We start from the raw sequence: 25,866 nt of genomic DNA on the forward strand, positions 1-25,866 counted from the left end.
CCCTGGGGAGATGATGATTGATTACTCTGCTTTCGGCTGTGAGATCCGCAGTCCGCTGATGATGGCCGCTACGGTAGCCAGCGTCCCTGCCAGCAACAATGAAACATGCGTGCCGTGGGTGTTAAACATGTTGAACATTAATGCCACCAGCGCGGCACCGGAGCTTTGTCCCAGCAACCGTGCCGTACCGAGCATCCCACTAGCGCCACCGCTGCGCTGACGCGGCGCAGCGGTGATAATTGTGTGGTTGTTTGGCGACTGGAACAAACCAAAACCGGCACCACACAGCGCCATACGCCAGATGATATCGATATCTGCCGGTGATCCCGGGAGAAGCGCAAGTGCGAAAAGCCCGCATGCCATCATCACCAGCCCTAAAGCACCCAGTAACCCGGCATGCACGCGCTCAATCAGGTAACCGGCCAGCGGCGCCATAACCATCGTTGCCAGCGGCCATGGCGTCAGCAACAGGCCTGTTTCTACTTCACTACGCCCAAGTACGGTTTGCAAAAAGAAGGGCAGGGACACCAGCGCCAGCATTTGCGCGCAGAACGAGCAGACTGACGTGCCGATAGAGAGCGAAAAAAGTGGAATGCGCAGTAAGTCGACTGGCAGAAGTGGCACTGGCAGCCGCAGTTGTCGGCGTACAAAGAACCCGCCGATGATCAGCAATGCTACAATCTCGGCCGCCACGAGTGTGGTTGATTGCCCCTGAGCAAAACTGCTCAGCGCGGTAATCAATAAGCCAAATGTTAATGCATTCATTACAGCGCTTGGCAGATCGAATTTGGGCTTTGAAGTGCGAGCTGCATTCGGTGGTAAAAATTTAATTGCCAGCAGTAAAGCAATAATGCCGAGCGGTACGTTAATCAGGAATAACCACTGCCAGGAAGCCACGGAGAGAATGGCGGCGGCGATTGTCGGCCCCGCCGCCGATGAAACCGCCACCACAAAAGAGTTGATCCCCATACCGCGCCCGAGGCTACGGTGCGGGTAGATGAGACGAATGAGCGCAGTATTCACGCTCATCAGCGCCGCACCGCCAAACCCTTGCGCCACACGCGCCAGTGTTAATGTCAGTAATGAGTCAGAGAGTGCGCAGAGCAGGGAAGTGAGAGTGAACAGTACCAGGCCACACTGATAAACCCGACGGTAACCAAACATGTCGCCGAGAAAAGAGAGTGTGAGCAGGGAGACCACGATCGCAATCTGGTAAGCGTTAACAATCCAGATAGAACTTGCGGGTGAAGCGTTGAGATCGCGTGCAATGGTTGGCAACGCGACGTTAGCAATAGCCCCATCAAGCACTGCCATAGCAATACCAATAACAATGGTCAACACTGCGCCGTAGCGCAGTGGAACGGGGAGCCCGTCCAGAGGTGATTTATCCATAAAAATTTCAGGGTTAATGTCACACAGTTATTTGTATAATGATTCTATCATCTGCATTCCGGCTTTATGTCGCAGATTTGTAACGGGCTTTATGTCGCAGAATTGTAACGAAGTTGACAAACGTGCATTGCGGCGACTGAGCGACGAATTTATAATAAAAACCGATTCTGAATTTTATAAAACACACGCGATGAGGTGATTAATGGCTATCGCAGATTTGGACAAGCAGCCAGATTCTGTCTCTTCAGTATTGAAGGTATTTGGCATTCTGCAGGCGCTCGGCGAAGAGCGTGAAATCGGCATCACCGAGCTGTCGCAGCGTGTCATGATGTCGAAAAGCACCGTCTATCGCTTTTTGCAAACAATGAAATCATTAGGCTATGTTGCGCAGGAAGGGGAATCTGAAAAATATTCCCTGACGCTTAAGCTGTTCGAGCTTGGCGCACGTGCTTTGCAAAACGTGGATCTGATCCGCAGTGCGGATATCCAGATGCGTGAGCTCTCTCGTCTGACGAAAGAGACCATCCACCTCGGCGCACTTGATGAGGACAGCATTGTTTACATCCATAAAATTGATTCGATGTATAACTTGCGCATGTACTCTCGCATTGGTCGCCGCAACCCGCTGTACAGTACCGCTATCGGTAAAGTGCTGCTGGCATGGCGCGATCGTGAAGAGGTTAAGCAGATCCTTGAAGGGGTTGAATATAAGCGCAGCACCGATCGTACGATTACCAGCACCGAAGATCTCCTGCCGATGCTGGATGTTGTGCGTGAACAAGGCTACGGCGAAGATAATGAGGAACAGGAAGAAGGCCTGCGCTGCATTGGCGTACCGGTTTTCGACCGTTTTGGCGTGGTTATTGCCGGTCTGAGTATCTCTTTCCCGACGCTGCGTTTCTCTGAAGAGCGCCTGCATGAATATGTGGCCATGCTTCATCAGGCTGCACGCAAAATTTCAGAACAGATGGGTTATAACCAGTATCCGTTCTGACAAACGAAAGAAAAAAACCGCCGACATGGCGGTTTTTTTGTCCCGATGCTAGCCGTTGTCGATAACGGTGTCGCTTTTACGTATCAGAGGGCAATTTGCCAGCCCGAAAAAACCATTGTCTGAATGTACATATTGTGCGGTACTGGTGCCACGCGCTGTTACATATTTACATTGTAATCCCAGCCCACCAGCATTTTCGTGACTGCTAATCAGCACACCATAACCGCTCAGCAGAAGCCCAATCCACAGCAGCGCAACAACGATAACGGCGCGAATAAGTGTTCGCATATCAGCTCCTTGCTTCACACTAAATCATATCTTAAAGCTACCTGATTCACTGACTGAAACAAGTCATGCATTCCGAAAAATCGCGAATAGAGATACAGTTAGTCGCGGTTTAATGTTGCCATGCTAACCTGGTTACACCTGACAATGTACTGGAGAGTGGAGTGAGAAAATATAAGTGGCTGATCCTGATTGTCGTGCTGGTAGGCTGCCTGCTGCTCTGGACTCAAATGCTTAACGTGATGTGCGATCAGGATGTACAATTTTTCAGCGGAATCTGCATCGTCAATAAATTCATCCCCTGGTAATGAATGGTAATTTCTCAGTGAATGATTTCCTTCCTTGACGCCAGTGGTAAAATGTCGCGTCAACATGAGGTGGTGAAATGAACGAAGTCATAAATTCGGGCGCGCTTAATATTGCGTCTATTGTTGTTTCTTTGGTGGTTCTGCTGGTCGGGCTGGTTCTTTGGTTCTTTATCAATCGCGCCAGCTCGCGTACAAATGAGCAGATTGAGCTGCTTGAAGCGCTGCTGGATCAGCAAAAACGGCAAAATGCATTGTTGCGCCGTTTGTGTGAATCTAACGAGCCAGAAAAAGAACCGCAAACTGTGCCTGCCAAAGAGCAGGAAAAAGAAGAGGATGAGGATTTCATCCGTCTGGTGGCTGAACGCTAACGACGCAGGAGGATGAGATGGTCTGGAAAAACCCCTGGTATAATCCTGCACTTTCTCATCACTCCCCTGATGGGTTCATCAATACGACGCCCGTCGAACATCAACCCGGTGACGTTAAGCGCTGGCGCAATGAGCGCAAGGCCGCTGGGCTTCCCCGTCCTCCCGCTGATGGCTATGCCCGTTTTATCGAGCAGTGGTGGCAAAAAGTGGAAATCACTGGCGACAGCGACGGTTTGTGGTGGCTGGGTCATGCCAGTATTTTGTTACGCCTTCAGGGGCAATACCTTCTGACCGATCCTGTCTTCTCCCACCGTGCTTCTCCTGTCCGTTTTGCCGGCCCGCAGCGACGTACGCCGCTTGCGCTTGCCATTGAAGATGTTCCACAACTGGATGCGATCCTGATTTCCCATAATCATTATGATCATCTGGATACGTGGACGCTGCGCGCGCTTTTGCGCCGTTTCCCTGACGTGCAGTTCTTCGTCCCGCTTGGGTTGGCAGTGCTGATCCGCCGCCTGGGCGCAAGACACGTAACGGAACTGGACTGGTGGCAAAGTGTGACATTTCAGGGAATGGTCTATACGGCAGTGCCTGCACAACATTGGAGCATGCGAACACTATGGGACCGCAACCGTTCATTATGGTGCGGTTGGGTGGTTGAATCAGCAAAAGGGCGGTTCTGGTTTGCAGGTGATACGGGATACACTCCGGAGTTGCTCACTATTCCACAGCGTTTAGGTACGCTGGATGTCGTCGCATTACCGGTAGGCGCTTATGCGCCGCGCTGGTTTATGTCGATTAACCATATGGATCCGCAAAGTGCTGTCGCGCTATGGCAACAATTGGGCAGTCCGCTGGCATTTCCAGTCCATTGGGGCGTGTTTGAACTGGCTGATGAATCCCTGGATCAACCGGTAAAGGAATTGCAGCTGTCATTAAGCGAAGCGGCAACGGATAATGATAACTTTAGAATCCTGAAAATCGGTCAGTATTTATCCCTCGGTTAATACACCCGCTTCGTTCCAAAAGTATTGTGTTTTTTAAATGACACTGTTTTATTTTTATCGAAACGTTTTTATTGCCTTTTTATGAGGCAATGTCATCATAAATTCATTATTTTGGTGCAGGGCAAAGCTTATTTGCACAACAACTATCCAGAGTAAACCAGGTAAATAGTTTCCTCTGTTGTCTTAATAGTTTAAGAATCGTCCTGGACGATAAAAAAGCATAACTATGCGTAAAAAGTTCTTATGATATACGCTATATGCATAGACATATTGTGGCTTGTTTGAGCACATGGAACCTGTTGAGCAATGGTGAAAAATCAGCTATTGTCGATGCATGAGGATAAGGGCCTGGTGACTGCTATAGCGTTCATCGTAATGCATAAAAGTGCAGAAGAAGCTTTGATAACCTTAGAATTTGTGCGGCGGATCCAGACATGTTTAAAAATGGCTTGCCATAATTTACATATTGTGTGATAACACGTTTTGGGTCAATCGAGGTACAGTTCTGTTTATGTGTGGCATTTTCAGTAAAGAAGTCCTGAGTAAACACGTTTCGTTGAATACAGCTTCTCTGCCGAACCTTATATTAGTGCCTCAAGCAGTAATGTCTCAGTTTTCTCAGTCAATGCCTGCGGGCGAAGTATATACATTAAGGAATTTTGCAAATGGCAAAGATTAAAGGTCAAGTTAAGTGGTTCAACGAGTCTAAAGGTTTTGGTTTCATTACTCCGGCAGACGGCAGCAAAGATGTATTCGTACACTTCTCTGCAATCCAGGGTAACGGCTTCAAAACTCTGGCTGAAGGCCAGAACGTTGAGTTTGAAATTCAGGACGGTCAGAAAGGCCCGGCTGCAGTTAACGTAACTGCTATCTGATTTCGACACCTCTGAGCTTGTACGCGCTTCGCGCGTTAAAGTCAGCCATAAAGCCTCGCACTTGTGCGGGGCTTTTTAATTTCCTCGTGCGACAAATGGCGGTACACTTTCGCCCTTTGAGAAATACCCTCCGGAGTTTTTATGCCTTTCAGTTGCCCGCTCTGTCACTCGCCTTTACAGCGTCGCGAGAGTGCCTTCGTTTGTCCGCAGCGTCATCAGTTCGATCTGGCGAAAGAAGGTTATGTGAATCTGTTGCCGGTACAGCATAAACGTTCCCGCGATCCCGGCGATAGCGCAGAGATGATGCAGGCGCGTCGTGCATTCCTGGATGAGGGGCACTATCAGCCGCTGCGGGATGCCATCGGCGTTCTGTTACAGGCCAGATTGCCAGAGCAGGCCGACGCGATACTGGATATTGGCTGCGGGGAAGGGTATTACACTCAGGCCTTTGCTGCGATAGCCAGACACCACGGCGCAAAAACGTTTGGGCTGGATGTCTCCAGGGCCGCGATCCGCGCGGCGGCAAAACGCTATCCGCAGGTTATGTTTTGTGTGGCTTCCAGCCATCGTCTGCCGTTTGAAGATAAGAGCATAGACGCTCTGGTTCGCATCTATGCTCCCTGTAAAGCGGAAGAACTGGTGCGTGTAATCAAGCCCGGTGGTGTTGTTATTACTGCTGCTCCTGGGCCTCGTCATTTGCTGGAACTGAAAGGGTTAATCTACGACGAAGTAAAACTACATGCTGAAAACGCGGGAGCAATGGAAGGGTTTAAAGTAGTAGAAACTCGCGCGCTGGCTTATGAGATGAGCCTTACCGGTCAGGAAGCGGTGGCTTTGCTACAGATGACGCCATTTGCATGGCGGGCGAAGCCGGAAGTATGGGAAAAATTAGCGGCAACGGAATGCTTCCGCTGCCAGACGGATTTCAGTATTCACTGCTTACAGCGGGAAGATTAACCGGCGAAGTGGCTCCACAGGATCTGTGTGCCAATGCCAATCAGCACAATACCGCCAAGAATTTCGGCCCGTTTGCCCAGCAGTGGGCCGATAAAACGACCAACCATCATCCCGAGCGTCGACATAATCAGCGTTGCACAACCAATCGCCAGCGCGGTGGCGATAATATTAACCTGCAGGAAAGCCAGACCGACGCCCACAGCCATTGCGTCCAGACTGGTGGCAATGGCTGTCGTGACCAGCAGCCAGAAACCATGACGATGCGGCGTTTCCACTTCGCAACCGTCATCGCCGCGCACGCCTTCAATAATCATGCGCCCGCCAAGAAACACCAGCAGCACAAACGCGACCCAGTGATTCCACTCCAGCACAAACTGGGTTGCCAGCATACCGAGGCCCCAGCCGATGAGCGGCGTCAGCGTTTCAATGGCGCCGAAAATAAGACCCGTGCGCAGAGCTTCAGAGAATTTAGGTTTATGCAGCGTCGCGCCTTTGCCGATGGAAGCAGCAAAAGCATCCATGGACATGCCAAAAGCGAGAAGAAGAGTGGCGGAGAGATTCATCGTGACGTCCTGACCGGGAATTCCATAAACACATCACTGCCCCCAGTAAACAGCAGTTAATGTGCCAATGGTCTCGCCTGACTGAAAAAGACTCAGTCCGTACGCGCCACGTTTTGCAACGAGTATGTTGACACGTACATTTCCGGATAAGCGGAAATCGGCTACTCCCCAACGACGGACGAACCTTAACATATTTTGAGAATATAAAACAACAACCGAAAAATATAATTCCGGTAACTAGTTGATAACGATTTGCATTTAGATTTATAGGTGAAAATAACGTTAATAAATATAAGTAAATTTTCACCTGAATATAGCAATGGCTATAAAATAGCTTATTTTTTATGCGGGTAAATATAGATTTTGCTATATCTTAACTTATTGAGTATTAACGATAACCTTATAGATTTTCTCAAGGTCGTCGATATTTCGCACGCGGATAAGCAAGCGTCGCTGTTCTAATTGCATGACCAACACACCATCTTCCGATAAATTCATCTCTTTAATACGGTTATATTCGATCCAGGCATTGGCAAAGAAAAAGCCGCACTCTTTAAAGATGATTTTCGGTGAGCGGATCCAAAAAAGATAAATACCGAGCAATGCCAGCGCAGATAATAACCACAACGTTAAAGAGGAACCGCCATTAATCGTGTTGTTATAGATCAGGATCGCCAGCAAGCCGACGAAAATAGCGCCATCAGTGCGGCTTCTGCGTAGCAGGGGAACGGTCAGCAGCGATGTGCCCTGACGACGTGGCATAACGAATTCGTCATAGATGGCGAAAGCAAACAGGGCGGCGACAAACGCCAGCAGAACGCTATCCGTAACAGTCATTGTTCCTCCTTAAATAAAAACCGGGGGCGGTAAGCCCCCGGTTAACACATACCCGGTTACAGGCCCAACAGGCCAATCGCGTAACCTACAATCCCGATGATAAAGAACCCGACGATAATCCACAGCGGGTTTACTTTCTTACGCAGCAGCCACATACAGGCGAAGGTTAACAGCAGAGGCACCAGACCCGGCATCAACTGGTCGAGAATGGTCTGTACAGTAGTCACCGTCGTTTTACCGGTCTGGTCGGTGATCTGCGATACAACCATTGGAATGTTAACGTGTGTCCACTTGTTCACCAGGGCGCCCATGACAAACAGGCCGAGGATTGACGCCCCCTCGGTCAGTTTCTGCAGGAAGCCGCCACCCATATCTTTAACGATGTCGATACCTTTACGGTAACCGTACGCCACGCCGTAATAGCGTGTCGCCAGGCGGACAATATTAAAGAGGACAAAAAACAGCAATGGCCCGAGCAGGCTGCCGCTCATGGCAATACCCGCGCCCAGTGCCGCAAATACCGGACGTACGGTTCCCCAGAAGATCGGGTCGCCCACACCGGCCAGCGGCCCCATCAGACCCACTTTAATACCGTTGATCGCACCATCGTCGATCTCCGCGCCGTTAGCACGCTGCTCTTCCATTGCCAGCGTAACGCCGAGTACCGGCGCGGCCACGTACGGATGGGTGTTGAAGAATTCGAGGTGACGCTTAATTGCCTGGCGGCGCGCTTCGTTATTTTCAGGGTAAAGGCGTTTAATAGCCGGTACCATTGAGAAACAGAAGCCCAGCGCCTGCATACGTTCGAAGTTCCATGAACCCTGGAACAGGTTAGAACGAATGAACACACCACGAATGTCACTCTGGGTGAGTTTTTTCTCAGTCGGAGTTTTAGTCATATCAACCATGTCGTTCACCTGTTAATCCAGTTCGTTATCAAGATCGTTATTACCCGCCGCCGGAGCAGGGCCACCTGCGGAGCGGTTATATTTCGGGCTGAGCTGAATGTAGAGAATCGCCATTACCGCACCGATAACACCCAGCGCTACCAGGTTGAAGTTGGTAAAGGCGGCGGTTACAAAGCCGAGGTAGAAGAACGGCATCAGGTAGCCTGCACGCATCATGTTGATGACCATTGCATAACCTACAACCACAATCATGCCGCCGGCGATATTCAGACCGCTGGTCACTACTTCAGGAATGGCGTTCAGCATGCTTTGTACTTCACTGGTGCCGACAGAGATGGCGACAATTACCGCCGGAATGGCGATACGCATGGCTTGCAGGAACAGGGAAGAGACGTGGATCCACGAGAGCGCGGTCAGGTTGCCGCTTTCAGCCGCCTTATCCGCCGCATGCTGGAAGCCTACGGTGATGGTACGAACGATAATGGTCAACACCTGGCCCGCAGCGGCCAGCGGGATGGCCAGCGCGATACCGGCCCCGATGCTCTGATGCCCGCCAATGACCAGAATGGTTGAAATGATGGACGCCAGCGCGGCATCGGGGGCAACCGCGGCACCGATGTTCATCCAGCCCAGCGCGATCATTTCCAGGGTACCACCGATGATAATACCCGTTTTCATATCACCCAGGACGATACCCACCAGCGTACATGCCACCAACGGACGGTGGAACTGGAATTCGTCCAGTATCGACTCCATACCGGCGATACATGCAACCACGAACACCAGCACAATCTGAAGAGTGGTAATCTCCATTGTACTTCTCCTATAGCTAAATCAGACGTAAGTGTGAAAACTGAGTTAATCAGGCCGCCGCGGTTAGTTCGCCACTTTGCTGATCAAATCCATCATTTTCAGTTTCGGATCGTTTGAAACTTTACGGACTTCCAGTTCGATGCCGCGTTCGTTCAGTTTTTTAAATGCTGCGATATCTTTCTCATCGACCGAAACAGCGTTGTTCACCTGGGTTTTGCCCTGGCGATACGCCATACCGCCAATATTGACGCTGGTGATTTTCACACCGCCTTCAACAACGCGTTCCACATCGGTCGGGTTAGTGAATAACAACATGACGCGTTGACCCGCATATTTTGGGTTGTTGTAGACGCGCAGCATTTTTGCGACATCCACGACATGCGCAGTTACGCCGGGAGGGGCAACCTGGGTTAACAGGGTCTTACGTACGGTATCCGCTGCCACTTCATCACTGACGACGATAATGCGCGTGACGTTGGTCTCTTTGGTCCAGCGAGTTGCCACCTGGCCGTGGATCAGACGGTCATCGATGCGCGCAAGGCCGATAACCATGTAATCATTCGGACCCATTGGCTTCGCAGGCGCTGCTGCTTTTGCCGCCGCAGGAGCAGAAGCAGGAGTCGGTTTTTCAACAGGTTGCGCTTTCAGGGCTTTCACCCCCTCACGTCCTGTTTCGACGGCTAACGCCACCAGTTCGTCGAAGGTCGGGTTATCGTCCCTGGCCATCAGTGTTTCCACCAGCATCGGAACGTTTACGCCGGCAATGACTTCGTAATGCTCTTTATCGACGACAATACGGCTGGCAGCGTTAAACGGACTACCGCCCCATGTATCGACGAGAAATAGCACGCCTTTGCTGGTTTCCAGTTTCTCCAGTTGCGCGTTGTATTTTTCGATTAACGTTTCCGCATTTTCACCGGGAACGAAATCAATCCAACCGACGTTATCCTGCTCGCCCAGCAGCATTTCGGCGGTTTTCAGCAGTTGTTCCGCGGCCCAACCATGTGTGCCTATAACAATAGCAATGGTCACTTGCTACCTCCTTCTTCTTGTCGTTAACACACCGTTAATAGGTGTATTGTGGAATCTGTCCCGGTAAACCGAATCGATTCAGATATAAGGGTTAAAGCAAAAGACTAATTTCCGTCGTGAATTATTTTAGATAGTGAAAAAATAATTTATGTGATGAAGATCCGTAATTTAGGTTTCGCGTTGATGAAATTTCGGAGCGCAAAATATCCACATAATTTGCAAAGTCTGGTAAATCTTTGCCAACAATAAATGCTCTCTGTTATGTTTACCGTTCGTTTAATTAGTCAGGAGTAAAGGGCCGTAGCCCACCGTATGGACCGTCACCGACGTCAGTTCACCTTAAGGCCTTTCAGTGCCGCGCATTCCGGCGTTTTCCGCCACTTTCCTAATATGTTCAATGCCATCATGCCTGTGCATACTCGCACATCATTGAGTCACGTTTGTTGCAGGAGCCTGTCATGGAATTCTTAATGGATCCCTCGATATGGGCGGGATTGTTAACGCTGGTTGTTCTGGAAATCGTACTGGGTATTGATAACCTGGTGTTTATTGCCATCCTTGCCGACAAACTACCGCCCAAACAGCGTGATAAAGCACGCCTGCTCGGTTTGTCGCTCGCGCTGGTAATGCGCCTTGGCCTGTTGTCGCTGATCTCATGGATGGTGACCCTGACCCAACCGCTTTTCTCGGTGGGCAGTTTCAACTTCTCCGGCCGCGATTTGATCATGCTTTTTGGTGGTGTGTTCCTGCTGTTCAAAGCTACAACGGAGCTGCATGAACGGCTGGAAAACCGCGAACATGATGGCGGGCACGGAAAAGGCTATGCCAGTTTCTGGGTGGTGGTCCTGCAAATTGTTATTCTTGATGCCGTTTTCTCGCTGGATGCTGTTATCACCGCTGTTGGTATGGTGAACCATTTGCCGGTTATGATGGCGGCAGTTATTATCGCGATGGCGGTGATGCTGCTGGCATCGAAACCGCTAACGCGTTTTGTTAACCAACATCCGACGGTCGTCGTGCTCTGTCTGAGCTTCTTGCTGATGATCGGCCTGAGTCTGGTGGCCGAAGGCTTTGGTTTCCATATTCCGAAAGGCTATTTGTACGCCGCGATTGGTTTCTCCATCATCATTGAGTTTTTCAACCAGGTTGCCCGACGTAACTTTATTCGCCATCAGTCGAATTTACCGCTGCGTGCGCGTACAGCCGATGCCATTTTGCGTCTGATGGGCGGTCGTCGCCAGGCAAGCCCGCAAATCGAAACCGATAGCCAGGCCACGGTGCCGGTGCCGGAAGGCGCATTTGCTGAAGAAGAACGTTATATGATAAACGGCGTGTTGACGCTGGCGTCCCGTTCGCTGCGCAGTATCATGACGCCGCGTGGTGATATCAGTTGGGTGGATGCCAACCTGAGTGTTGATCAGATCCGTCAGCAACTGCTCTCGTCACCGCACAGCCTGTTCCCGGTATGTCGTGGCGAGCTGGATGAAGTCATCGGTATTGTTCGCGCGAAAGAGATGCTGGTGGCGCTGGAAGAGGGGGCTGATGTCGCCGCTATCGCTGCGGCCAGCCCGGCAATTGTGGTGCCGGAAACGCTGGATCCTATCAAACTGCTGGCGGTGTTGCGCCGGGCGCGCGGCAGCTTTGTGATTGTAACGAACGAGTTTGGTATGGTGCAGGGGTTGGTCACGCCGCTGGACGTGCTGGAAGCGATTGCCGGTGAGTTCCCTGATGCGGATGAAACGCCGGAAATCGTGGCTGATGGCGACGGTTGGTTGGTGAAAGGCACCACCGATTTGCATGCGTTACAGCATACGCTCGGCATTGATAACCTGGTCAATGACGACGAGGATGTTGCGACAGTGGCCGGTCTGGTTATCTCCGCCAAAGGGCAAATCCCTCCGGCGGGCGAAGTGCTGGAAATCGCGCCGTTACACATTACCGTCATCGAAGCCAACGACTATCGTGTGGATCTGGTACGCATTGTTAAAGAGCAGCCAGAACACGACGAAGAGGAGTGATCCTCAGCCCGGCGTGAAAGGCAAAGCATGACCGTTTTGCCGCGTTGATGGGGTCTCCCTGTGCCCCGCCAGCCACGCCGGGAATGCCTTGATGGGCATTGGCTCGGCGTAGAGAAAACCCTGCAAGGTATTTACCCCCTGCTGCCGCAGATGCTGCGCCTGTAGCGGGGTTTCAACCCCTTCGGCCACCAGTTCAATATTCAGTCTCTGCCCTAACGCGATGATCATATCGGTGACCATCGAATTAATGGCATCGGTACCGATGGTTTTGGTGAAGGATTTATCAATTTTCAGCACGTCGGGATGCAACTGTTCCAGCCAGGCCAACGAGCTGTTGCCAGTGCCAAAATCATCTATCGCAATTTTTACCCCCCGGCGCCGAAGATCCTGCACCATTCGGGAATCCATTTCGAACAAAACATCGCGTTCCGTTAGTTCGATAATTAATTGCTGCATCGGATGGTGATTAAACCAGAGCTGATTTAAGTCCCGCAGCAATTCGCCGTTGCGTAAATGGCTCGGTGCCGCGTTAATACCAATATGGAAATGGACATCGTCGGGGAAAAAATGCAGTTGCTGTTGAATCTCTATCAGTACGTAGCGTGTCAGCGGCGCGATCAGGTTATGTTCTTCCGCTATCGAAATAAACACTTCCGGCGAGATCCAACCCTGGCGCGGGTTATGCCAGCGCAGCAAGATCTCTACGCCATCACACTCTAATGTGCGCGCTTTCAGCAACGGCTGACAGAACAGCTCAAATTCGCGTCCGGCAATCCCCAGGTTGATCTCGCGGGAAAAACTCATGCGGCTGGCGGTCGCAAACCAGGCGATAAAGCCGGTCAGCAGACTCATCATCAGCGCCAGCGGCAGTTGCGACGGCAGATGCAATAATGCGAGTTTCGCCGCGCCCGGACCGCTCACGCTGACGCTGAAAGGGAAATGCGTTGATACGCGCTGGTACGCTCTTTCATCTCCCAGCGGTGGTAAGGTGGTCATGATGCCTTTGCCATGCACCAGATGTTTGCCGCTTACGCTCAGCACAGCGTGCGTGATCAGCGGCGCCAGCGGTTCCAGAACTAAATCACTCAGCAGATCGATATTGACCGCTTCAATGACGCCATCCTGCCCGTCTTCAGAGGTGGGGTACCACATAATCAATACCGGGCGACCCTTCAGCAATGTCTGGTCTGTCGAGAGCATCAACAGGGGTTCCCGGGTGGGAAGGAACGGTTGCACCTGTTTTATTGGCACATCGCGGTAGCCAAAAATACTGGAACAATAAAGAATACCGTCTTGGATTAACGCAACAGCACGCACGGTTTGCAGGCTGGCCGCCTGTTTACGTAATTGCAAATGCACGCTGGCGCAGGGTTGACCAACCAATGGAATCAACGTATGGCTGCCCGCCGCCAGCGGCAGCAATAATTGATCAAACGTATTTACAGCATGTTGGGTAAACGCGGTTATACGTTGGTGATTTAAATTCCGCTCCGAAATAAAACGGAAAGCCAGGGTAAAAATAAGCGCGACAATAGCAACCGACACGGAGACAATAGCGCGCCGCCGTCGATATCGTTTAATGATCCGTTGAGCCGTTTGCATGCCATTGTCGCCTGTGAACTCCCCGACGTGAAATCCTTGCCAGGACACTGAAAGTGTAGTGGGGAATTAACGCAGCGACGACAAATCGGAGAAATATCATTCCGCTGGCGCAATAGCGCAAAAAAAACGCCGCTCAGTTGAACGGCGCGGATTTATTTAATCACACTGTACTTTGATGGCCAGACCGCCGCGTGATGTCTCACGGTATTTGGCGTTCATATCCTTGCCGGTCTCGTACATCGTTTCTATCACCTTATCGAGGGAGACGCGCGGCGCGCTGGTGCGGCGCATCGCCATCCTGGAGGCGTTGATCGCTTTCACCGAGGCAATCGCGTTTCGCTCAATACAGGGAACCTGTACTTGCCCGGCTACCGGATCGCAGGTCAGACCAAGGTTATGCTCCATACCGATTTCCGCCGCCACGCAAACCTGCTCCGGGCTTGCGCCAAGTAGTTCAGCCAGACCCGCCGCTGCCATGGAACAGGCTACGCCAACTTCGCCCTGGCAACCGACTTCCGCCCCGGAAATGGAGGCGTTCATTTTATAGAGCGTGCCGATGGCACCGGCAGCCAGGAAGTAACGAATGTAGATATCCGGGCTGACGGATTCAATAAAGTGATCGTAATAGGCCAGCACGGCGGGCACGATACCGCAGGCGCCATTTGTTGGCGCAGTCACCACGCGGCCCCCGGCAGCGTTCTCTTCGTTCACCGCCAGCGCGAACATGTTCACCCAGTCGACCACGTTCATCGGATCGTGGGAGAGTTTATCGCTGGCGACCAGCAGACGGCGCAGCGCGGAAGCCCGGCGCGGTACGCGCAGCGGCCCAGGCAGCACGCCTTCGGTGTTCATGCCGCGATCGATACAGGCGCGCATGGTTGCCCAGACGTTACCGAAATAGTCTTCGATCTCTTTTTTCGAGTGCAGCGCCAGTTCGTTCTGCATCACCATGCCGGAGAGGGACAAGCCCGTCTCTTTGCAATACTCCAGCATCTGAGTGGCGGATTTGAAGGGCCAGGGCACATTGACGGCGCTGACCGTCTCCTGACCGAAATGCTCTTCATCGACGATAAAACCGCCGCCAATGGAATAGTAGGTTTTGCTGTACACCACATTATCGCCATTCCACGCTGAGATGCGCATACCGTTTTCATGCAGCGAGAGGTTATCACTGTGAAAACGCATTCCGTCATCCTGCGGGAAATCCACTTCGTGGCGGCCCTGCGCCAGCAGCAGACGACCGCGAGTCTCTACGTCGCGGATAAACGTGGGGATAGCGTCGATATCGACGGTGGCAGGCTCATTACCTGCGAGACCCATAATGATGGCGATATCGGTATGGTGACCTTTCCCGGTGAGGGAAAGTGAGCCGTAAACGTCCACCGCAACGCGAGTAACGCTTTCCAGCAATCCTTTTTCGACCAGATCATCGACGAACTGCTTCCCGGCCTTCATTGGGCCAACAGTGTGGGAAGATGAGGGGCCAATCCCCACCTTAAACATGTCGAATATACTAATCACATTAACGCTCCTGACAGGGTTACCGGCGTTCCAGTAACGATGTAATAACTGCGCATAGTGTAAGAGGGATGACAGCCGTCAGCTTAACTATTCACATGAATTAAACTAATGGCTAACCCTGATATTACTAATAGCGCGCACGCTGTCACAAAAATGTTATGTGTAAAGTATAGTCAAGGCTTGCGGCCAATTTGCAGCGCCAGCGAACGAATAATTCCGGCCGTCATGCCCCAGACAAAATAATGCTGATACCAGGAGAGCCACACGCGATGCGCGTTACCGTGGCGATGGATGTCGAGCGGATGGTAGCGCCCAAGCCGCAGCGCTTCGGCCAGCGGCATTTCGAAAACCGCCGCCACTTCATCTTCGCTGGCATGGTAGTGAAGATCCGGCGGAATAATGCCCACCACCGGCGTGACCTGAAAGCCGGTGACACTATCGACCGGCGGCAGAACGCCGATGACTTCCACCGCCTCGGGAGGGATCGCCACCTCTTCCTGCGCTTCCCGCAGCGCGGCGGCAATCAGCGATGTATCGGTACTGTCGACCGCGCCACCGGGAAAAGCAACCTGACCGGCATGTTTACGCAGCAGTGGAGAGCGCTGCGTCAGTAGCAGACCCGGCTGCAGGCGCCGCACTACAGGTACCAGCACTGCGGCCTGGCGTGTATTCATCACCGCCGGGTTGAGCTGGGGGCGTAACAGTTGAAAACGTGACAAAAAATCATCCAGAGTTAAAGCCGCTTGCTCCACGAATCATTTCTCCAGTTGTCGCAGGATACGATTAACTTTATCAAAAGTTTCCTGATACTCCGCTTCTTCCAGGCTGTCAGCGACAATCCCACCGCCCGCAGAGCAGTATATTTGCCCGTCACAGGCGGTTAACGTACGGATGGTAATGCTGGTGTCCATATTGCCGCAAAAGCTCAGATAACCGATGCTGCCGCACCAGGCATTGCGTCGCTGTGGTTCCAGAGTATCAATAATTTCCATGGCGCGAACTTTGGGTGCGCCGGTAATCGAGCCGCCAGGGAACGCGGCCCGCAGCAGATCGCTGGCGTGGCGCCCCTCCGGCAGTTCTGCCGTGACGGTACTGACAAGGTGATGGACGGCGGGGAAGGGTTCGACGACAAACAGTTCCGGCACGCGTACCGAACCCGGCGTCGCCACGCGGCCAATATCATTACGCATCAAATCGACAATCATCAGATTCTCGGCGCGATCTTTCGGCGAGGCGGCGAGTTTCTGCGCCTGCTGCGCATCCGCTTGCGGATCGGCCAGCCTCGGCAACGTACCTTTGATCGGCCGCGTCTCGATGTGCGAGCCATCAAGACGAATAAAACGTTCCGGAGAAAGGCTTAATATGGCGCCCTGCGGCAGGCGTAAAAACGCACTGAATGGCGCGCGGTTTTCGCGGTTAAGGCGGGAAAATGCCTGCCACTCATCGCCCACATAGTGTGCCTGAAAACGCTGAGCGAGGTTAACCTGGTAACAGTCGCCGCTGTGCAGCCACTCCTGCACCTGGCGGAATTTTTCACCGTATTCGGCGCGGCTCATATTTGCCTGCCACGGCGACGTCAGCCGGAAATCGTCCTGCTGCGGCGCGCGTTGTGCCTGCAGCCAGGCCAGCCGGGCATCGACATCGGCATGGCTCAGCAGCGTAACCCGCTGCAATTGGTGGTCAACGACCAGCGCCCAGTCATAAATGCCAACGGCCATATCAGGTAAGGTAATATCCGCCTGTGCACGTTGCGGCAGTTTTTCGAAGCGGCGGCCTAAGTCGTAGCCAAACAGACCGAGTGCGCCGCCCTGAAAGGGCAAATCCGGGTTGTGTGCCGGATGCAGATTGTGCGCATCCAGCTGTTGTTGCAGCAGTTGCAATGGATCGCTTCGGCTTTCACGCCTATCGTTAAGCGAGGTTATTTCGCCGCGGGTCGTGATCGTGGTTAGCGGATCGGCAACCAGGATATCGAAACGGTTATGCGGGTGCTCGGCGAGACCAGAGTGCAGCAACATCGCCCAGGGCTGCTGGCTAAGTGGCGCAAAGTAGTATTCGGCTGCATCGCGGCGCCACGGTAACGTAATAACGGCGGGGGATAACGTCTTCATTGATCCTCATCTGCGTCTTCGGCTGGTGAATTATGCGGACGCATGAAATAATTAGCGCCCATAATTTAGCAGGAGTTCACGATGTTTGCAGGTTTACCTTCCCTCAGCCACGAGCAGCAGCAAAAAGCCGTGGAGCGTATCCAGGAGTTAATGGCCGGCGGCATGAGCAGCGGCCAGGCGATTACGCAGGTTGCTGCAGAGTTGCGCGCCAACCACACGGGCGAACGGATCGTGGCGCGCTTTGAAGACGAAGAGGACGAGTAATTACAGCGCGGCGATGATTTTGATTTCCACTTTATAGTGCGGATTCATCAGCTTTGCCTGCACGGTGCAGCGCACAGGCGCATGGCCCGCAACAACCCACGCGTCCCACGCTTTATTCATCGCGGCGAAGTCGTTGCTATCGGGCAGAAAAATAGTGGCATCGAGGATGCGTGATTTGTCACTGCCTTGCTTTGCCAGCACAGCATCGATTTGCGCCAGCGTATTTGCTGTCTGCTCAAACGCATCGGCGTCCAGATTTTCCGGCACCCCGGTGTAATAAAGGGTCTGGTTGTGGATCACCACATCAGACCAGCGCTCCGCCGCGTCAATACGCACAATTGTCATAACACACCTTCTTATTTTCCATACAGTCGCGGGCAAGAGTGCCACAAAAACCCGGCTGGCGTAAATCCGCCCACCCTGACATAATCACTGTCGATTTAACCAGGGGGTAGTGTGACGGACGATTTTGCAACAGACGGCCAACTGGCCAAAGCGATACCGGGATTCAAACCGCGTGAACCGCAGCGCCAGATGGCGCACGCCGTGATGCAGGCCATCGACAACACTCAGCCGCTGGTGGTGGAAGCCGGTACCGGCACCGGGAAAACTTACGCCTATCTCGCTCCCGCCTTACGCGCCGGTAAAAAAGTGATTATCTCCACCGGTTCAAAAGCATTGCAGGATCAGCTCTACAGCCGCGATCTGCCCACGGTAGCCAACGCGCTGGAATTCACCGGGCGTACTGCACTGCTGAAAGGCCGCTCTAACTACCTCTGTATTGAACGTCTGGAACAGCAGGCGCTGGCTGGCGGCGATCTGCCGGTACAAACCCTGAGTGATGTGATTCTTCTGCGCTCCTGGTCAAACCAGACTACCGATGGCGATATCAGCACCTGCGTCAGCGTAGCCGAGGATTCGCAGGCCTGGCCGCTGGTCACCAGCACCAACGACAACTGCCTGGGCAGCGATTGCCCGATGTACAAAGATTGCTTTGTGGTCAAAGCGCGGAAAAAGGCGATGGATGCTGACGTGGTGGTGGTGAACCATCATCTGTTTCTCGCCGATATGGTGGTGAAAGAGAGCGGCTTCGGTGAGCTTATCCCGGAGGCTGACGTGATGATTTTCGACGAGGCGCACCAGCTTCCGGACATCGCCAGCCAGTATTTCGGCCAGTCGCTCTCCAGCCGCCAGTTACTGGATCTGGCGAAAGATTTCACCATTGCTTATCGCACCGAATTAAAAGATACCGCGCAGCTGCAAAAATGCGCCGACCGCCTGGCGCAAAGCACGCAGGATTTCCGTCTGCAACTTGGTGAACCCGGTTATCGCGGTAACCTGCGTGAATTGCTGGGCGATGCCAATATCCAGCGCGCGCTGCTGCTGCTCGATGATGCGCTGGAATTGTGCTACGACGTGGCGAAACTCTCCCTTGGCCGCTCGGCGCTACTTGATGCCGCTTTTGAGCGGGCGACCACTTACCGCGCGCGGCTCAAGCGTCTGAAAGAGATTAATCAACCTGGTTACAGCTACTGGTATGAATGCACCTCGCGCAACTTCACCCTTGCGCTGACGCCGCTGACGGTGGCGGATAAGTTCAAAGAGGTGATGGCGCAGAAAAAGGGGAGCTGGATTTTCACTTCGGCGACGCTTTCCGTGAATGACGATCTGCATCACTTTACGGCGCGTCTCGGGATCGACGAGGCGGAATCGCTGCTGCTGCCGAGTCCTTTCGATTATCAGCATCAGGCGCTGCTGTGCGTGCCGCGCAATCTGCCGCAGACCAACCAGCCCGGTTCAGCCCGGCAACTGGCGGCTATGCTGCGCCCAATGATTGAAGCCAACAATGGCCGCTGTTTTATGCTCTGTACTTCGCACGCCATGATGCGCGAACTGGCAGAGCAGTTCCGCGCCACGATGAGTCTGCCGGTGCTGTTGCAGGGCGAAACCAGTAAAGGCCAGCTGCTGCAACAGTTCGTCAGCGCCGGTAACGCGCTGCTGGTGGCAACCAGCAGTTTCTGGGAAGGCGTGGATGTGCGCGGCGATACGCTGTCGCTGGTGATCATCGATAAACTGCCGTTTACTTCGCCGGAAGATCCGCTGTTAAAAGCGCGCATGGAAGATTGCCGTCTGCGCGGCGGCGATCCGTTCGATGAGGTGCAACTCCCGGATGCGGTCATTACGCTGAAACAGGGCGTCGGGCGTTTGATCCGCGACATCGACGACCGCGGCGTGCTGGTGATTTGCGATAACCGCCTGGTGATGCGGCCCTATGGCGCGGTGTTCCTCGCCAGCCTGCCGCCCGCGCCTCGCACACGGGATATTCGCCGCGCCGTTGAATTTCTTGCTGCGCGCCCGGCGCAGTAATTTGCCGGGGACTGTGGTAAGATGCGCGCCATTTTGTTTTTCATGGACCGCTATACCCATGCGAATTCTGGCTATTGATACCGCCACAGAAGCCTGTTCTGTCGCCCTGTGGAACGATGGTACTACCTTCGCTCATTTCGAACTTTGCCCACGTGAACATACCCAACGCATCCTGCCGCTGGTCAGGGATGTGCTGGGTGACGCCGATCTTAAATTGACACAACTTGATGCGCTGGCTTTTGGCCGCGGGCCGGGGAGTTTTACCGGCGTGCGCATTGGTATTGGTATTGCGCAGGGCCTTGCGCTGGGCGCCGAACTGCCGATGATTGGCGTTTCAACGCTGGCAACAATGGCGCAGGGCGCATGGCGTAAAACTGGCGCAACCCGCGTACTTGCCGCGATTGATGCACGTATGGGGGAAGTCTACTGGGCGGAATACCAGCGTGACGAGCAGGGCGTCTGGCACGGCGAAGAGACAGAAGCGGTGCTCAAACCGGAAGCAGTGAGCGCTCGTCTTCAGCAACTTGAAGGTCAATGGGCAACGGTCGGTACCGGCTGGCCGGCATGGCCGGAGATGGGTAACGGTAATGCGCTGACGCTGACAGACGGTGAAATTCTGCTCCCGACTGCAGAAGATATGCTGCCGCTTGCGCAACAACTGTTCGCAGCAAAGAAAACCGTTGCCGTCGAGCACGCTGAACCGGTTTATTTACGTAACGAAGTGGCATGGAAGAAACTTCCTGGCCGGGAATGAATCTCAGTAATAACAACTGAGTGAAGGAGTCGCATCATGGCGGGTCAAAAAAGAGTTATGCGCTGGTTGCTGACAGGATTGGCAACGGCGGTGTTGAGTGGTTGTGTTTCTGTGCCTGACGCGATTAAAGGAACCAGTCCCACGCCGCAGGACGATTTAGTCCGGGTGATGAGTGCGCCGTCGCTGTACGTCGGCCAGGAAGCCCGCTTCGGCGGCAAAGTCGTTGATATCCAGAATCAGCAGGGGAAAACCCGTCTGGAGATCGCCTCCGTACCGCTCGACAGCGGCGCCCGTCCGGTACTGGGCGAGCCGTCGGTCGGGCGAATTTATGCGGAAGTTAACGGCTTCCTCGATCCGGTTGATTTCCGTAATCAGCTGGTCACAGTGGTTGGACCGATCACCGGCACTGCGGATGGTAAAATCGGTGACGCCCCTTACAAATTTATGGTGATGCAGGCGACCGGCTATAAACGCTGGCATCTGACCCAACAAGTGATGATGCCGCCTCAGCCGATAGACCCGTGGTTTTGGGGGCCGCCTGGCCGACACGGATGGCGAACAGGTTATCCTGGCTGGGGCTGGTACCCGCCAGAACCCGCCCGTGTAGAGACCATCGTGACAGAGTAATCTCTTGTTTTATTGAATAAATGAGACAGCGGCTAAGCCGCTGTTTCTGTCTGTGGCTGTGTATAACAAAAATAATTAGTGACGGGCTTCGCAACCTTCAATTCGCTTAATTAATAAACTGGTACGCTGAGTTAATATTATGTTAACGGCTTGTTTATTAAATGGGGTTGTGATGACCAAAAATACTCATTTCAGAGGTGATTCATTGAAGAAGGTTTGGCTTAACCGTTACCCCGCCGATGTTCCGGCGGAGATCAACCCCGACCGTTATCAATCCCTGGTAGAACTTTTTGAACACTCCGTCGCGCATTACGCCGATCAACCCGCCTTCATCAACATGGGCGAGGTGATGACCTTCCGCAAGCTGGAAGAGCGTAGCCGGGCATTTGCCGCTTATTTACAGCAAGGACTGGGGCTGAAAAAGGGCGATCGCGTTGCGTTGATGATGCCAAACCTGCTGCAATATCCGGTCGCGTTGTTCGGCATTTTGCGCGCGGGCATGATTGTGGTGAACGTGAATCCGCTTTACACCCCGCGTGAACTTGAGCATCAACTGAATGACAGCGGCTCTTCCGCGATTGTGATTGTCTCCAACTTTGCGCATACCCTGGAAAAGATCGTTGAGAAGACGCAGGTACGTCACGTCATTCTGACCCGCATGGGCGATCAACTCTCTCCGGCGAAAGGCACGCTGGTGAACTTTGTCGTCAAATACGTGAAACGCCTGGTACCGAAGTATCACCTGCCGGATGCCATCTCTTTTCGTCGCGCGCTGCAAACCGGCTATCGCATGCAGTACGTCAAGCCGGAAGTTGTCGCCGGGGATTTGGCGTTTCTGCAATATACCGGTGGTACAACCGGTGTCGCAAAAGGGGCGATGCTCACTCATCGCAACATGCTGGCGAACCTGGAGCAGGTTAACGCAACTTACGGGCCGCTGTTGCACCGCGGCAAAGAGCTGGTTGTCACAGCGCTACCGCTGTATCACATTTTCGCGCTGACCATGAACTGCCTGCTGTTTATTGAACTCGGCGGGCAGAACTTGCTGATCACCAACCCGCGCGACATTCCGGGGCTGGTCAAAGAGCTGAGCAAATATCCGTTCACTGCAATGACCGGTGTGAACACATTATTTAACGCGCTGCTGAACAATGAAGAGTTCCGCTCGCTGGATTTCTCCTCGCTGCATCTTTCCGCTGGCGGCGGTATGCCGGTGCAACAGGCCGTTGCCGATCGCTGGGTGAAACTGACCGGTCAGTATCTGCTTGAAGGCTACGGCCTGACGGAATGCGCGCCGCTGGTGAGCGTCAACCCGCACGATATCGATTATCACAGCGGCAGCATTGGCCTGCCGGTGCCGTCGACTGAAGCCAAACTGGTAGATGACAACAACAACGAAGTGCCGCCGGGCGAGCCTGGTGAGCTGTGCGTAAAAGGGCCGCAGGTGATGCTGGGTTACTGGCAGCGCCCGGATGCCACGGATGAAATTATCCGCGACGGCTGGCTGCATACCGGTGATATTGCGGTGATGGACGAAGAGGGATTCCTGCGCATTGTCGATCGCAAGAAAGATATGATCCTCGTCTCCGGCTTTAACGTCTATCCGAATGAAATCGAAGATGTTGTCATGCAGCATGCCGGGGTACTGGAAGTGGCCGCCGTAGGGGTTCCGTCCGAAAACAGCGGCGAAGCGGTGAAGATCTTCGTGGTGAAAAAAGATGCGTCGCTGAGCGAAGATGCACTAATCGCCTTCTGCCGTCGCCAGCTCACCGGATATAAAGTGCCGAAGCTGGTCGAATTTCGCAATGAACTGCCAAAATCGAACGTTGGCAAGATCCTGCGGCGAGAATTGCGTGACGAAGCGCGCGCCAAAGTGGACAATAAAGCCTGAGCTATGCGTTAGTCGCCTGAACGCCGGTTAAGCCGGCGTTTTTTATGGGCGCAAACTAAAGAGATGATGATTTGAATTACCAGATGATAACGACGAATGACGGGCTGGCTACGCTGTGTGAAGCCGCCAGCGCGTTCCCGGCCATTGCCCTGGATACCGAATTTGTCCGTACCCGTACCTACTATCCGCAACTCGGTCTGATCCAGCTTTTTGATGGCGAACATACGGCACTGATCGATCCGCTGACCATTACCGAGTGGGCGCCGTTTCGCGATCTGCTGATCAACACCCAGGTAATCAAATACCTGCATGCCGGCAGTGAAGATCTGGAAGTGTTCCTCAACGCATTCGGCGTACATCCGCAGCCGATGATTGATACCCAGATCCTCGCCGCATTTTGCGGTCGTCCGCTGTCATGGGGATTTGCCGCGATGGTGGAAGAGTTTACCGGCCTGACGATTGATAAAAGCGAATCCCGCACCGACTGGCTGGCGCGGCCGCTGACGGAGCGCCAGTGTGATTATGCTGCCGCTGACGTCTGGTATCTGCTGCCGATAGCCGACAAGTTGATGGCGGAAACCCGCGCGGCCGGGCGGCTGGAAGCGGCGCTGGATGAGTGTCGCCTGATGATGCAGCGCCGCCAGGAAGTGCTGGCCCCGGAAGAGGCGTGGCGCGAGATTGGCAACGCCTGGCAGTTGCGTACGCGCCAGCTGGCCTGCCTGCGCCTGCTGGCAGACTGGCGTCTGCGTAAAGCCCGTGAGCGCGATCTGGCGGTTAATTTTGTGGTGCGCGAAGAGAACCTGTGGGCGGTGGCGCGCTATATGCCTTCCAGCATGGGCGAACTGGACAGTATCGGCCTTTCCGGCAGTGAGATCCGTTACCACGGGAAAACGCTGCTGGCGCTGGTCGCGCAGGCGCAGGCGCTGCCGGAAGAGGAATTGCCGGAGCCGCTGCTCAATCTGATGGATATGCCAGGTTATCGTAAAGCATTCAAAGCGATCAAAGCGCTGGTGCAGACCATCAGCGAAAGCCACAATATCAGCGTTGAGCTGATGGCTTCCCGTCGGCAGATTAATCAGTTACTGAACTGGCACTGGAAGTTAAAACCGCAGAATACTTTGCCGGAATTAATCAGCGGCTGGCGCGGAGAATTGATGGCCGATCAACTGAAAACATTATTAGCAGAATACCCGAATTAATAACTGTAAATAATCACAGTATTTCGCTGAAATAAACAAAAAGGCAGAATTTCTTCTGCCTTTTTTTATGCCCGGAAAACGGGAGCTTTATTTCGTTTCTTCCGTTTCCGGCAGGGTAACGTTAAGTTCAAGAATGGAAATATCGTCCCCTTTTTGTTCCAGCTGCACGGTTACCATTTCCGGATCGATTTGCACGTACTTGCAGATCACTTCCAGAATATCCCGCTTGAGCTGCGGTAAATAATGGGGTTCCGCGTCACTACGACGACGTTCCGCAACAATAATTTGCAGCCGCTCTTTCGCAATGCTGGCGGTATTCTTTTTTCTGGAGAGAAAAAAGTCGAGTAATGCCATAACTTATCCTCCGAACAGGCGTTTGAGGAAACCTTTCTTCTCTTCTTCGATGAAGCGGAAAGGGCGTTCTTCTCCCAGCAGACGGTCGACGGCATCGGCATATGCTTTACCGGCGTCAGCGTTGGTATCCAGAATCACAGGCTCACCCTGGTTCGACGCGCGCAGCACGGATTGATCTTCCGGGATCACGCCAACCAGTTTGATACGCAGAATTTCCAGCACATCTTCCATGCTCAGCATGTCGCCACGGTTCACACGACCGGGGTTATAGCGGGTCAGCAGCAGATGCTCTTTAATCGGCTCTTCACCATTTTCCGCGCGGCGCGACTTGGAAGCCAGAATGCCGAGGATACGGTCAGAGTCGCGTACAGACGAGACTTCCGGGTTGGTAGTAATAATTGCTTCATCGGCGAAATAGAGCGCCATCAGCGCACCGGTTTCGATGCCCGCCGGGGAGTCGCAGACAATAAAATCGAAGTCCATTTTCTTCAGATCTTCGAGCACCTTATCCACCCCATCGCGGGTGAGGGCGTCTTTGTCGCGAGTCTGCGACGCCGGGAGAATATAGAGATTTTCCGTGCGCTTATCTTTAATCAGCGCCTGGTTCAGCGTGGCATCGCCCTGAATGACGTTCACGAAATCGTACACGACGCGGCGCTCGCAACCCATGATCAGGTCAAGGTTACGCAGCCCAATATCGAAATCGATAACCACGGTCTTTTTGCCCTTCTGGGCTAAACCAGTAGCGATGGCCGCGCTGGAGGTGGTCTTGCCAACGCCCCCTTTACCCGAAGTAACAACAATAATGCGTGCCATAGGAGT

28 protein-coding genes, 1 pseudogene and 1 riboswitch are annotated in these 25,866 nt (G+C 53.3%); of the genes and pseudogenes, 15 read left to right on the forward strand and 14 right to left on the reverse strand.

The annotated features are described in order from the left end of the window. Positions 1 to 21: 21 nt before the first annotated feature. The gene (locus tag Y71_RS10930; RefSeq protein WP_007371627.1) at positions 22 to 1,392 is read right to left on the reverse strand and encodes an MFS transporter; all 1,371 of its coding nucleotides are present in this window, start codon (positions 1,390 to 1,392) and stop codon (positions 22 to 24) included. Positions 1,393 to 1,594: 202 nt separating this feature from the next. On the opposite strand from Y71_RS10930, the gene kdgR reads away from it, so the two are divergent. Further along, positions 1,595 to 2,386: a DNA-binding transcriptional regulator KdgR gene (kdgR, locus tag Y71_RS10935; protein WP_007371628.1), complete on the forward strand. Its 792-nt coding sequence runs from the start codon at positions 1,595 to 1,597 to the stop codon at positions 2,384 to 2,386. 48 nt (positions 2,387 to 2,434) lie between these two features. Here kdgR and Y71_RS10940 read toward each other — a convergent pair whose 3' ends face one another. Continuing rightward, positions 2,435 to 2,674: a YobH family protein gene (locus Y71_RS10940; RefSeq protein WP_007371629.1), complete on the reverse strand. Its 240-nt coding sequence runs from the start codon at positions 2,672 to 2,674 to the stop codon at positions 2,435 to 2,437. Between the two features lie 161 nt (positions 2,675 to 2,835). Here Y71_RS10940 and mgrB point away from each other — a divergent pair, with 161 nt between their 5' ends. From mgrB to rlmA, 6 genes and pseudogenes are all read left to right on the forward strand, one after another. Beyond that, positions 2,836 to 2,979, forward strand: a complete 144-nt coding sequence (gene mgrB, locus Y71_RS10945; RefSeq protein ID WP_007371630.1) for a PhoP/PhoQ regulatory lipoprotein MgrB — start codon at positions 2,836 to 2,838, stop codon at positions 2,977 to 2,979. Positions 2,980 to 3,056: 77 nt separating this feature from the next. After that, positions 3,057 to 3,347: a YebO family protein gene (locus tag Y71_RS10950; RefSeq protein ID WP_007371631.1), complete on the forward strand. Its 291-nt coding sequence runs from the start codon at positions 3,057 to 3,059 to the stop codon at positions 3,345 to 3,347. Positions 3,348 to 3,364: 17 nt separating this feature from the next. Further along, entirely contained in the window at positions 3,365 to 4,354 is a 990-nt protein-coding gene (locus Y71_RS10955) for an MBL fold metallo-hydrolase (RefSeq protein WP_007371632.1), read from the forward strand. A 511-nt stretch (positions 4,355 to 4,865) separates the two neighbouring features. Further along, positions 4,866 to 5,007: pseudogene (locus Y71_RS29985) on the forward strand (DUF2627 domain-containing protein). Positions 5,008 to 5,019: 12 nt separating this feature from the next. Beyond that, positions 5,020 to 5,229 (forward strand): transcription antiterminator/RNA stability regulator CspE, encoded by a 210-nt coding sequence (cspE, locus tag Y71_RS10960; RefSeq protein ID WP_001062678.1) that lies wholly within the window; start codon positions 5,020 to 5,022, stop codon positions 5,227 to 5,229. 141 nt (positions 5,230 to 5,370) lie between these two features. After that, on the forward strand, positions 5,371 to 6,186 hold the full coding sequence (gene rlmA / locus Y71_RS10965; RefSeq protein ID WP_007371633.1) for a 23S rRNA (guanine(745)-N(1))-methyltransferase: 816 nt from the start codon (positions 5,371 to 5,373) through the stop codon (positions 6,184 to 6,186). On the opposite strand, the gene mntP is transcribed toward rlmA, so the two are convergent. The 5 genes from mntP to manX all read right to left on the reverse strand — a co-directional run bounded on the left by mntP (position 6,183) and on the right by manX (position 10,339). Next, positions 6,183 to 6,749, reverse strand: coding sequence for a manganese efflux pump MntP (gene mntP / locus Y71_RS10970; RefSeq protein ID WP_007371634.1), 567 nt, complete (start codon positions 6,747 to 6,749; stop codon positions 6,183 to 6,185). The two genes, rlmA and mntP, sit on opposite strands and share 4 nt — an antisense overlap. A gap of 6 nt (positions 6,750 to 6,755) precedes the next feature. Further along, positions 6,756 to 6,931: riboswitch (yybP-ykoY riboswitch) on the reverse strand. A 196-nt stretch (positions 6,932 to 7,127) separates the two neighbouring features. Further along, complete coding sequence (locus Y71_RS10975; RefSeq protein WP_007371635.1) at positions 7,128 to 7,586, reverse strand: DUF986 family protein; 459 nt, start codon at positions 7,584 to 7,586, stop codon at positions 7,128 to 7,130. A 56-nt stretch (positions 7,587 to 7,642) separates the two neighbouring features. Continuing rightward, positions 7,643 to 8,494 (reverse strand): PTS mannose transporter subunit IID, encoded by an 852-nt coding sequence (locus Y71_RS10980; protein ID WP_007371636.1) that lies wholly within the window; start codon positions 8,492 to 8,494, stop codon positions 7,643 to 7,645. Positions 8,495 to 8,506: 12 nt separating this feature from the next. Beyond that, positions 8,507 to 9,307: a PTS mannose/fructose/sorbose transporter subunit IIC gene (locus tag Y71_RS10985; protein WP_007371637.1), complete on the reverse strand. Its 801-nt coding sequence runs from the start codon at positions 9,305 to 9,307 to the stop codon at positions 8,507 to 8,509. Positions 9,308 to 9,370: 63 nt separating this feature from the next. Further along, complete coding sequence (manX, locus tag Y71_RS10990) at positions 9,371 to 10,339, reverse strand: PTS mannose transporter subunit IIAB (RefSeq protein WP_007371638.1); 969 nt, start codon at positions 10,337 to 10,339, stop codon at positions 9,371 to 9,373. Between the two features lie 312 nt (positions 10,340 to 10,651). Between manX and Y71_RS31095 the strand changes: the two genes are divergently transcribed. Both Y71_RS31095 and yoaE read left to right on the forward strand, forming a co-directional pair. Then, positions 10,652 to 10,810, forward strand: coding sequence for a protein YoaL (locus Y71_RS31095; RefSeq protein ID WP_405055677.1), 159 nt, complete (start codon positions 10,652 to 10,654; stop codon positions 10,808 to 10,810). Next, positions 10,798 to 12,357 (forward strand): CNNM family cation transport protein YoaE, encoded by a 1,560-nt coding sequence (yoaE, locus tag Y71_RS10995; protein ID WP_007371639.1) that lies wholly within the window; start codon positions 10,798 to 10,800, stop codon positions 12,355 to 12,357. The genes Y71_RS31095 and yoaE overlap by 13 nt, the downstream gene beginning before the upstream one ends. A gap of 3 nt (positions 12,358 to 12,360) precedes the next feature. On the opposite strand, the gene Y71_RS11000 is transcribed toward yoaE, so the two are convergent. The 4 genes from Y71_RS11000 to pabB all read right to left on the reverse strand — a co-directional run bounded on the left by Y71_RS11000 (position 12,361) and on the right by pabB (position 17,588). Further along, positions 12,361 to 13,959 carry an EAL domain-containing protein gene (locus tag Y71_RS11000; RefSeq protein ID WP_007371640.1) on the reverse strand — a complete coding sequence of 533 codons (1,599 nt, stop codon included), beginning with the start codon at positions 13,957 to 13,959 and terminating at the stop codon, positions 12,361 to 12,363. Positions 13,960 to 14,115: 156 nt separating this feature from the next. Next, entirely contained in the window at positions 14,116 to 15,480 is a 1,365-nt protein-coding gene (gene sdaA / locus Y71_RS11005; RefSeq protein WP_007371641.1) for an L-serine ammonia-lyase, read from the reverse strand. Between the two features lie 173 nt (positions 15,481 to 15,653). Then, positions 15,654 to 16,232, reverse strand: coding sequence for a CoA pyrophosphatase (locus Y71_RS11010; RefSeq protein ID WP_007371642.1), 579 nt, complete (start codon positions 16,230 to 16,232; stop codon positions 15,654 to 15,656). Positions 16,233 to 16,235: 3 nt separating this feature from the next. After that, on the reverse strand, positions 16,236 to 17,588 hold the full coding sequence (pabB, locus tag Y71_RS11015) for an aminodeoxychorismate synthase component 1 (RefSeq protein ID WP_007371643.1): 1,353 nt from the start codon (positions 17,586 to 17,588) through the stop codon (positions 16,236 to 16,238). Between the two features lie 81 nt (positions 17,589 to 17,669). Here pabB and Y71_RS11020 point away from each other — a divergent pair, with 81 nt between their 5' ends. Next, positions 17,670 to 17,852, forward strand: a complete 183-nt coding sequence (locus Y71_RS11020) for a YoaH family protein (RefSeq protein WP_007371644.1) — start codon at positions 17,670 to 17,672, stop codon at positions 17,850 to 17,852. On the opposite strand, the gene Y71_RS11025 is transcribed toward Y71_RS11020, so the two are convergent. Further along, entirely contained in the window at positions 17,853 to 18,197 is a 345-nt protein-coding gene (locus tag Y71_RS11025; RefSeq protein WP_007371645.1) for a RidA family protein, read from the reverse strand. 111 nt (positions 18,198 to 18,308) lie between these two features. Between Y71_RS11025 and yoaA the strand changes: the two genes are divergently transcribed. The 5 genes from yoaA (at position 18,309) to rnd (ending at position 24,690) form a co-directional block, all read left to right on the forward strand. After that, complete coding sequence (gene yoaA, locus Y71_RS11030) at positions 18,309 to 20,219, forward strand: DNA repair helicase YoaA (protein WP_007371646.1); 1,911 nt, start codon at positions 18,309 to 18,311, stop codon at positions 20,217 to 20,219. A gap of 58 nt (positions 20,220 to 20,277) precedes the next feature. Beyond that, positions 20,278 to 20,973: a tRNA (adenosine(37)-N6)-threonylcarbamoyltransferase complex dimerization subunit type 1 TsaB gene (gene tsaB / locus Y71_RS11035; RefSeq protein WP_007371647.1), complete on the forward strand. Its 696-nt coding sequence runs from the start codon at positions 20,278 to 20,280 to the stop codon at positions 20,971 to 20,973. A gap of 36 nt (positions 20,974 to 21,009) precedes the next feature. Further along, positions 21,010 to 21,600 (forward strand): Slp/YeaY family lipoprotein, encoded by a 591-nt coding sequence (locus Y71_RS11040; protein WP_007371648.1) that lies wholly within the window; start codon positions 21,010 to 21,012, stop codon positions 21,598 to 21,600. 205 nt (positions 21,601 to 21,805) lie between these two features. Beyond that, positions 21,806 to 23,491 carry a long-chain-fatty-acid--CoA ligase FadD gene (gene fadD / locus Y71_RS11050; RefSeq protein ID WP_007371649.1) on the forward strand — a complete coding sequence of 562 codons (1,686 nt, stop codon included), beginning with the start codon at positions 21,806 to 21,808 and terminating at the stop codon, positions 23,489 to 23,491. 83 nt (positions 23,492 to 23,574) lie between these two features. Further along, positions 23,575 to 24,690, forward strand: a complete 1,116-nt coding sequence (gene rnd, locus Y71_RS11055) for a ribonuclease D (RefSeq protein WP_007371650.1) — start codon at positions 23,575 to 23,577, stop codon at positions 24,688 to 24,690. A gap of 87 nt (positions 24,691 to 24,777) precedes the next feature. Here the strand turns inward: rnd and minE are convergent, their stop codons facing one another. Both minE and minD read right to left on the reverse strand, forming a co-directional pair. Continuing rightward, positions 24,778 to 25,044 carry a cell division topological specificity factor MinE gene (gene minE, locus Y71_RS11060; protein ID WP_007371651.1) on the reverse strand — a complete coding sequence of 89 codons (267 nt, stop codon included), beginning with the start codon at positions 25,042 to 25,044 and terminating at the stop codon, positions 24,778 to 24,780. Between the two features lie 3 nt (positions 25,045 to 25,047). Next, positions 25,048 to 25,860, reverse strand: coding sequence for a septum site-determining protein MinD (minD, locus tag Y71_RS11065; protein WP_007371652.1), 813 nt, complete (start codon positions 25,858 to 25,860; stop codon positions 25,048 to 25,050). Between the last annotated feature and the right edge of the window lie 6 nt (positions 25,861 to 25,866).

It is taken from the genome of Kosakonia radicincitans DSM 16656 (assembly GCF_000280495.2).
Classification (GTDB): domain Bacteria; phylum Pseudomonadota; class Gammaproteobacteria; order Enterobacterales; family Enterobacteriaceae; genus Kosakonia; species Kosakonia radicincitans.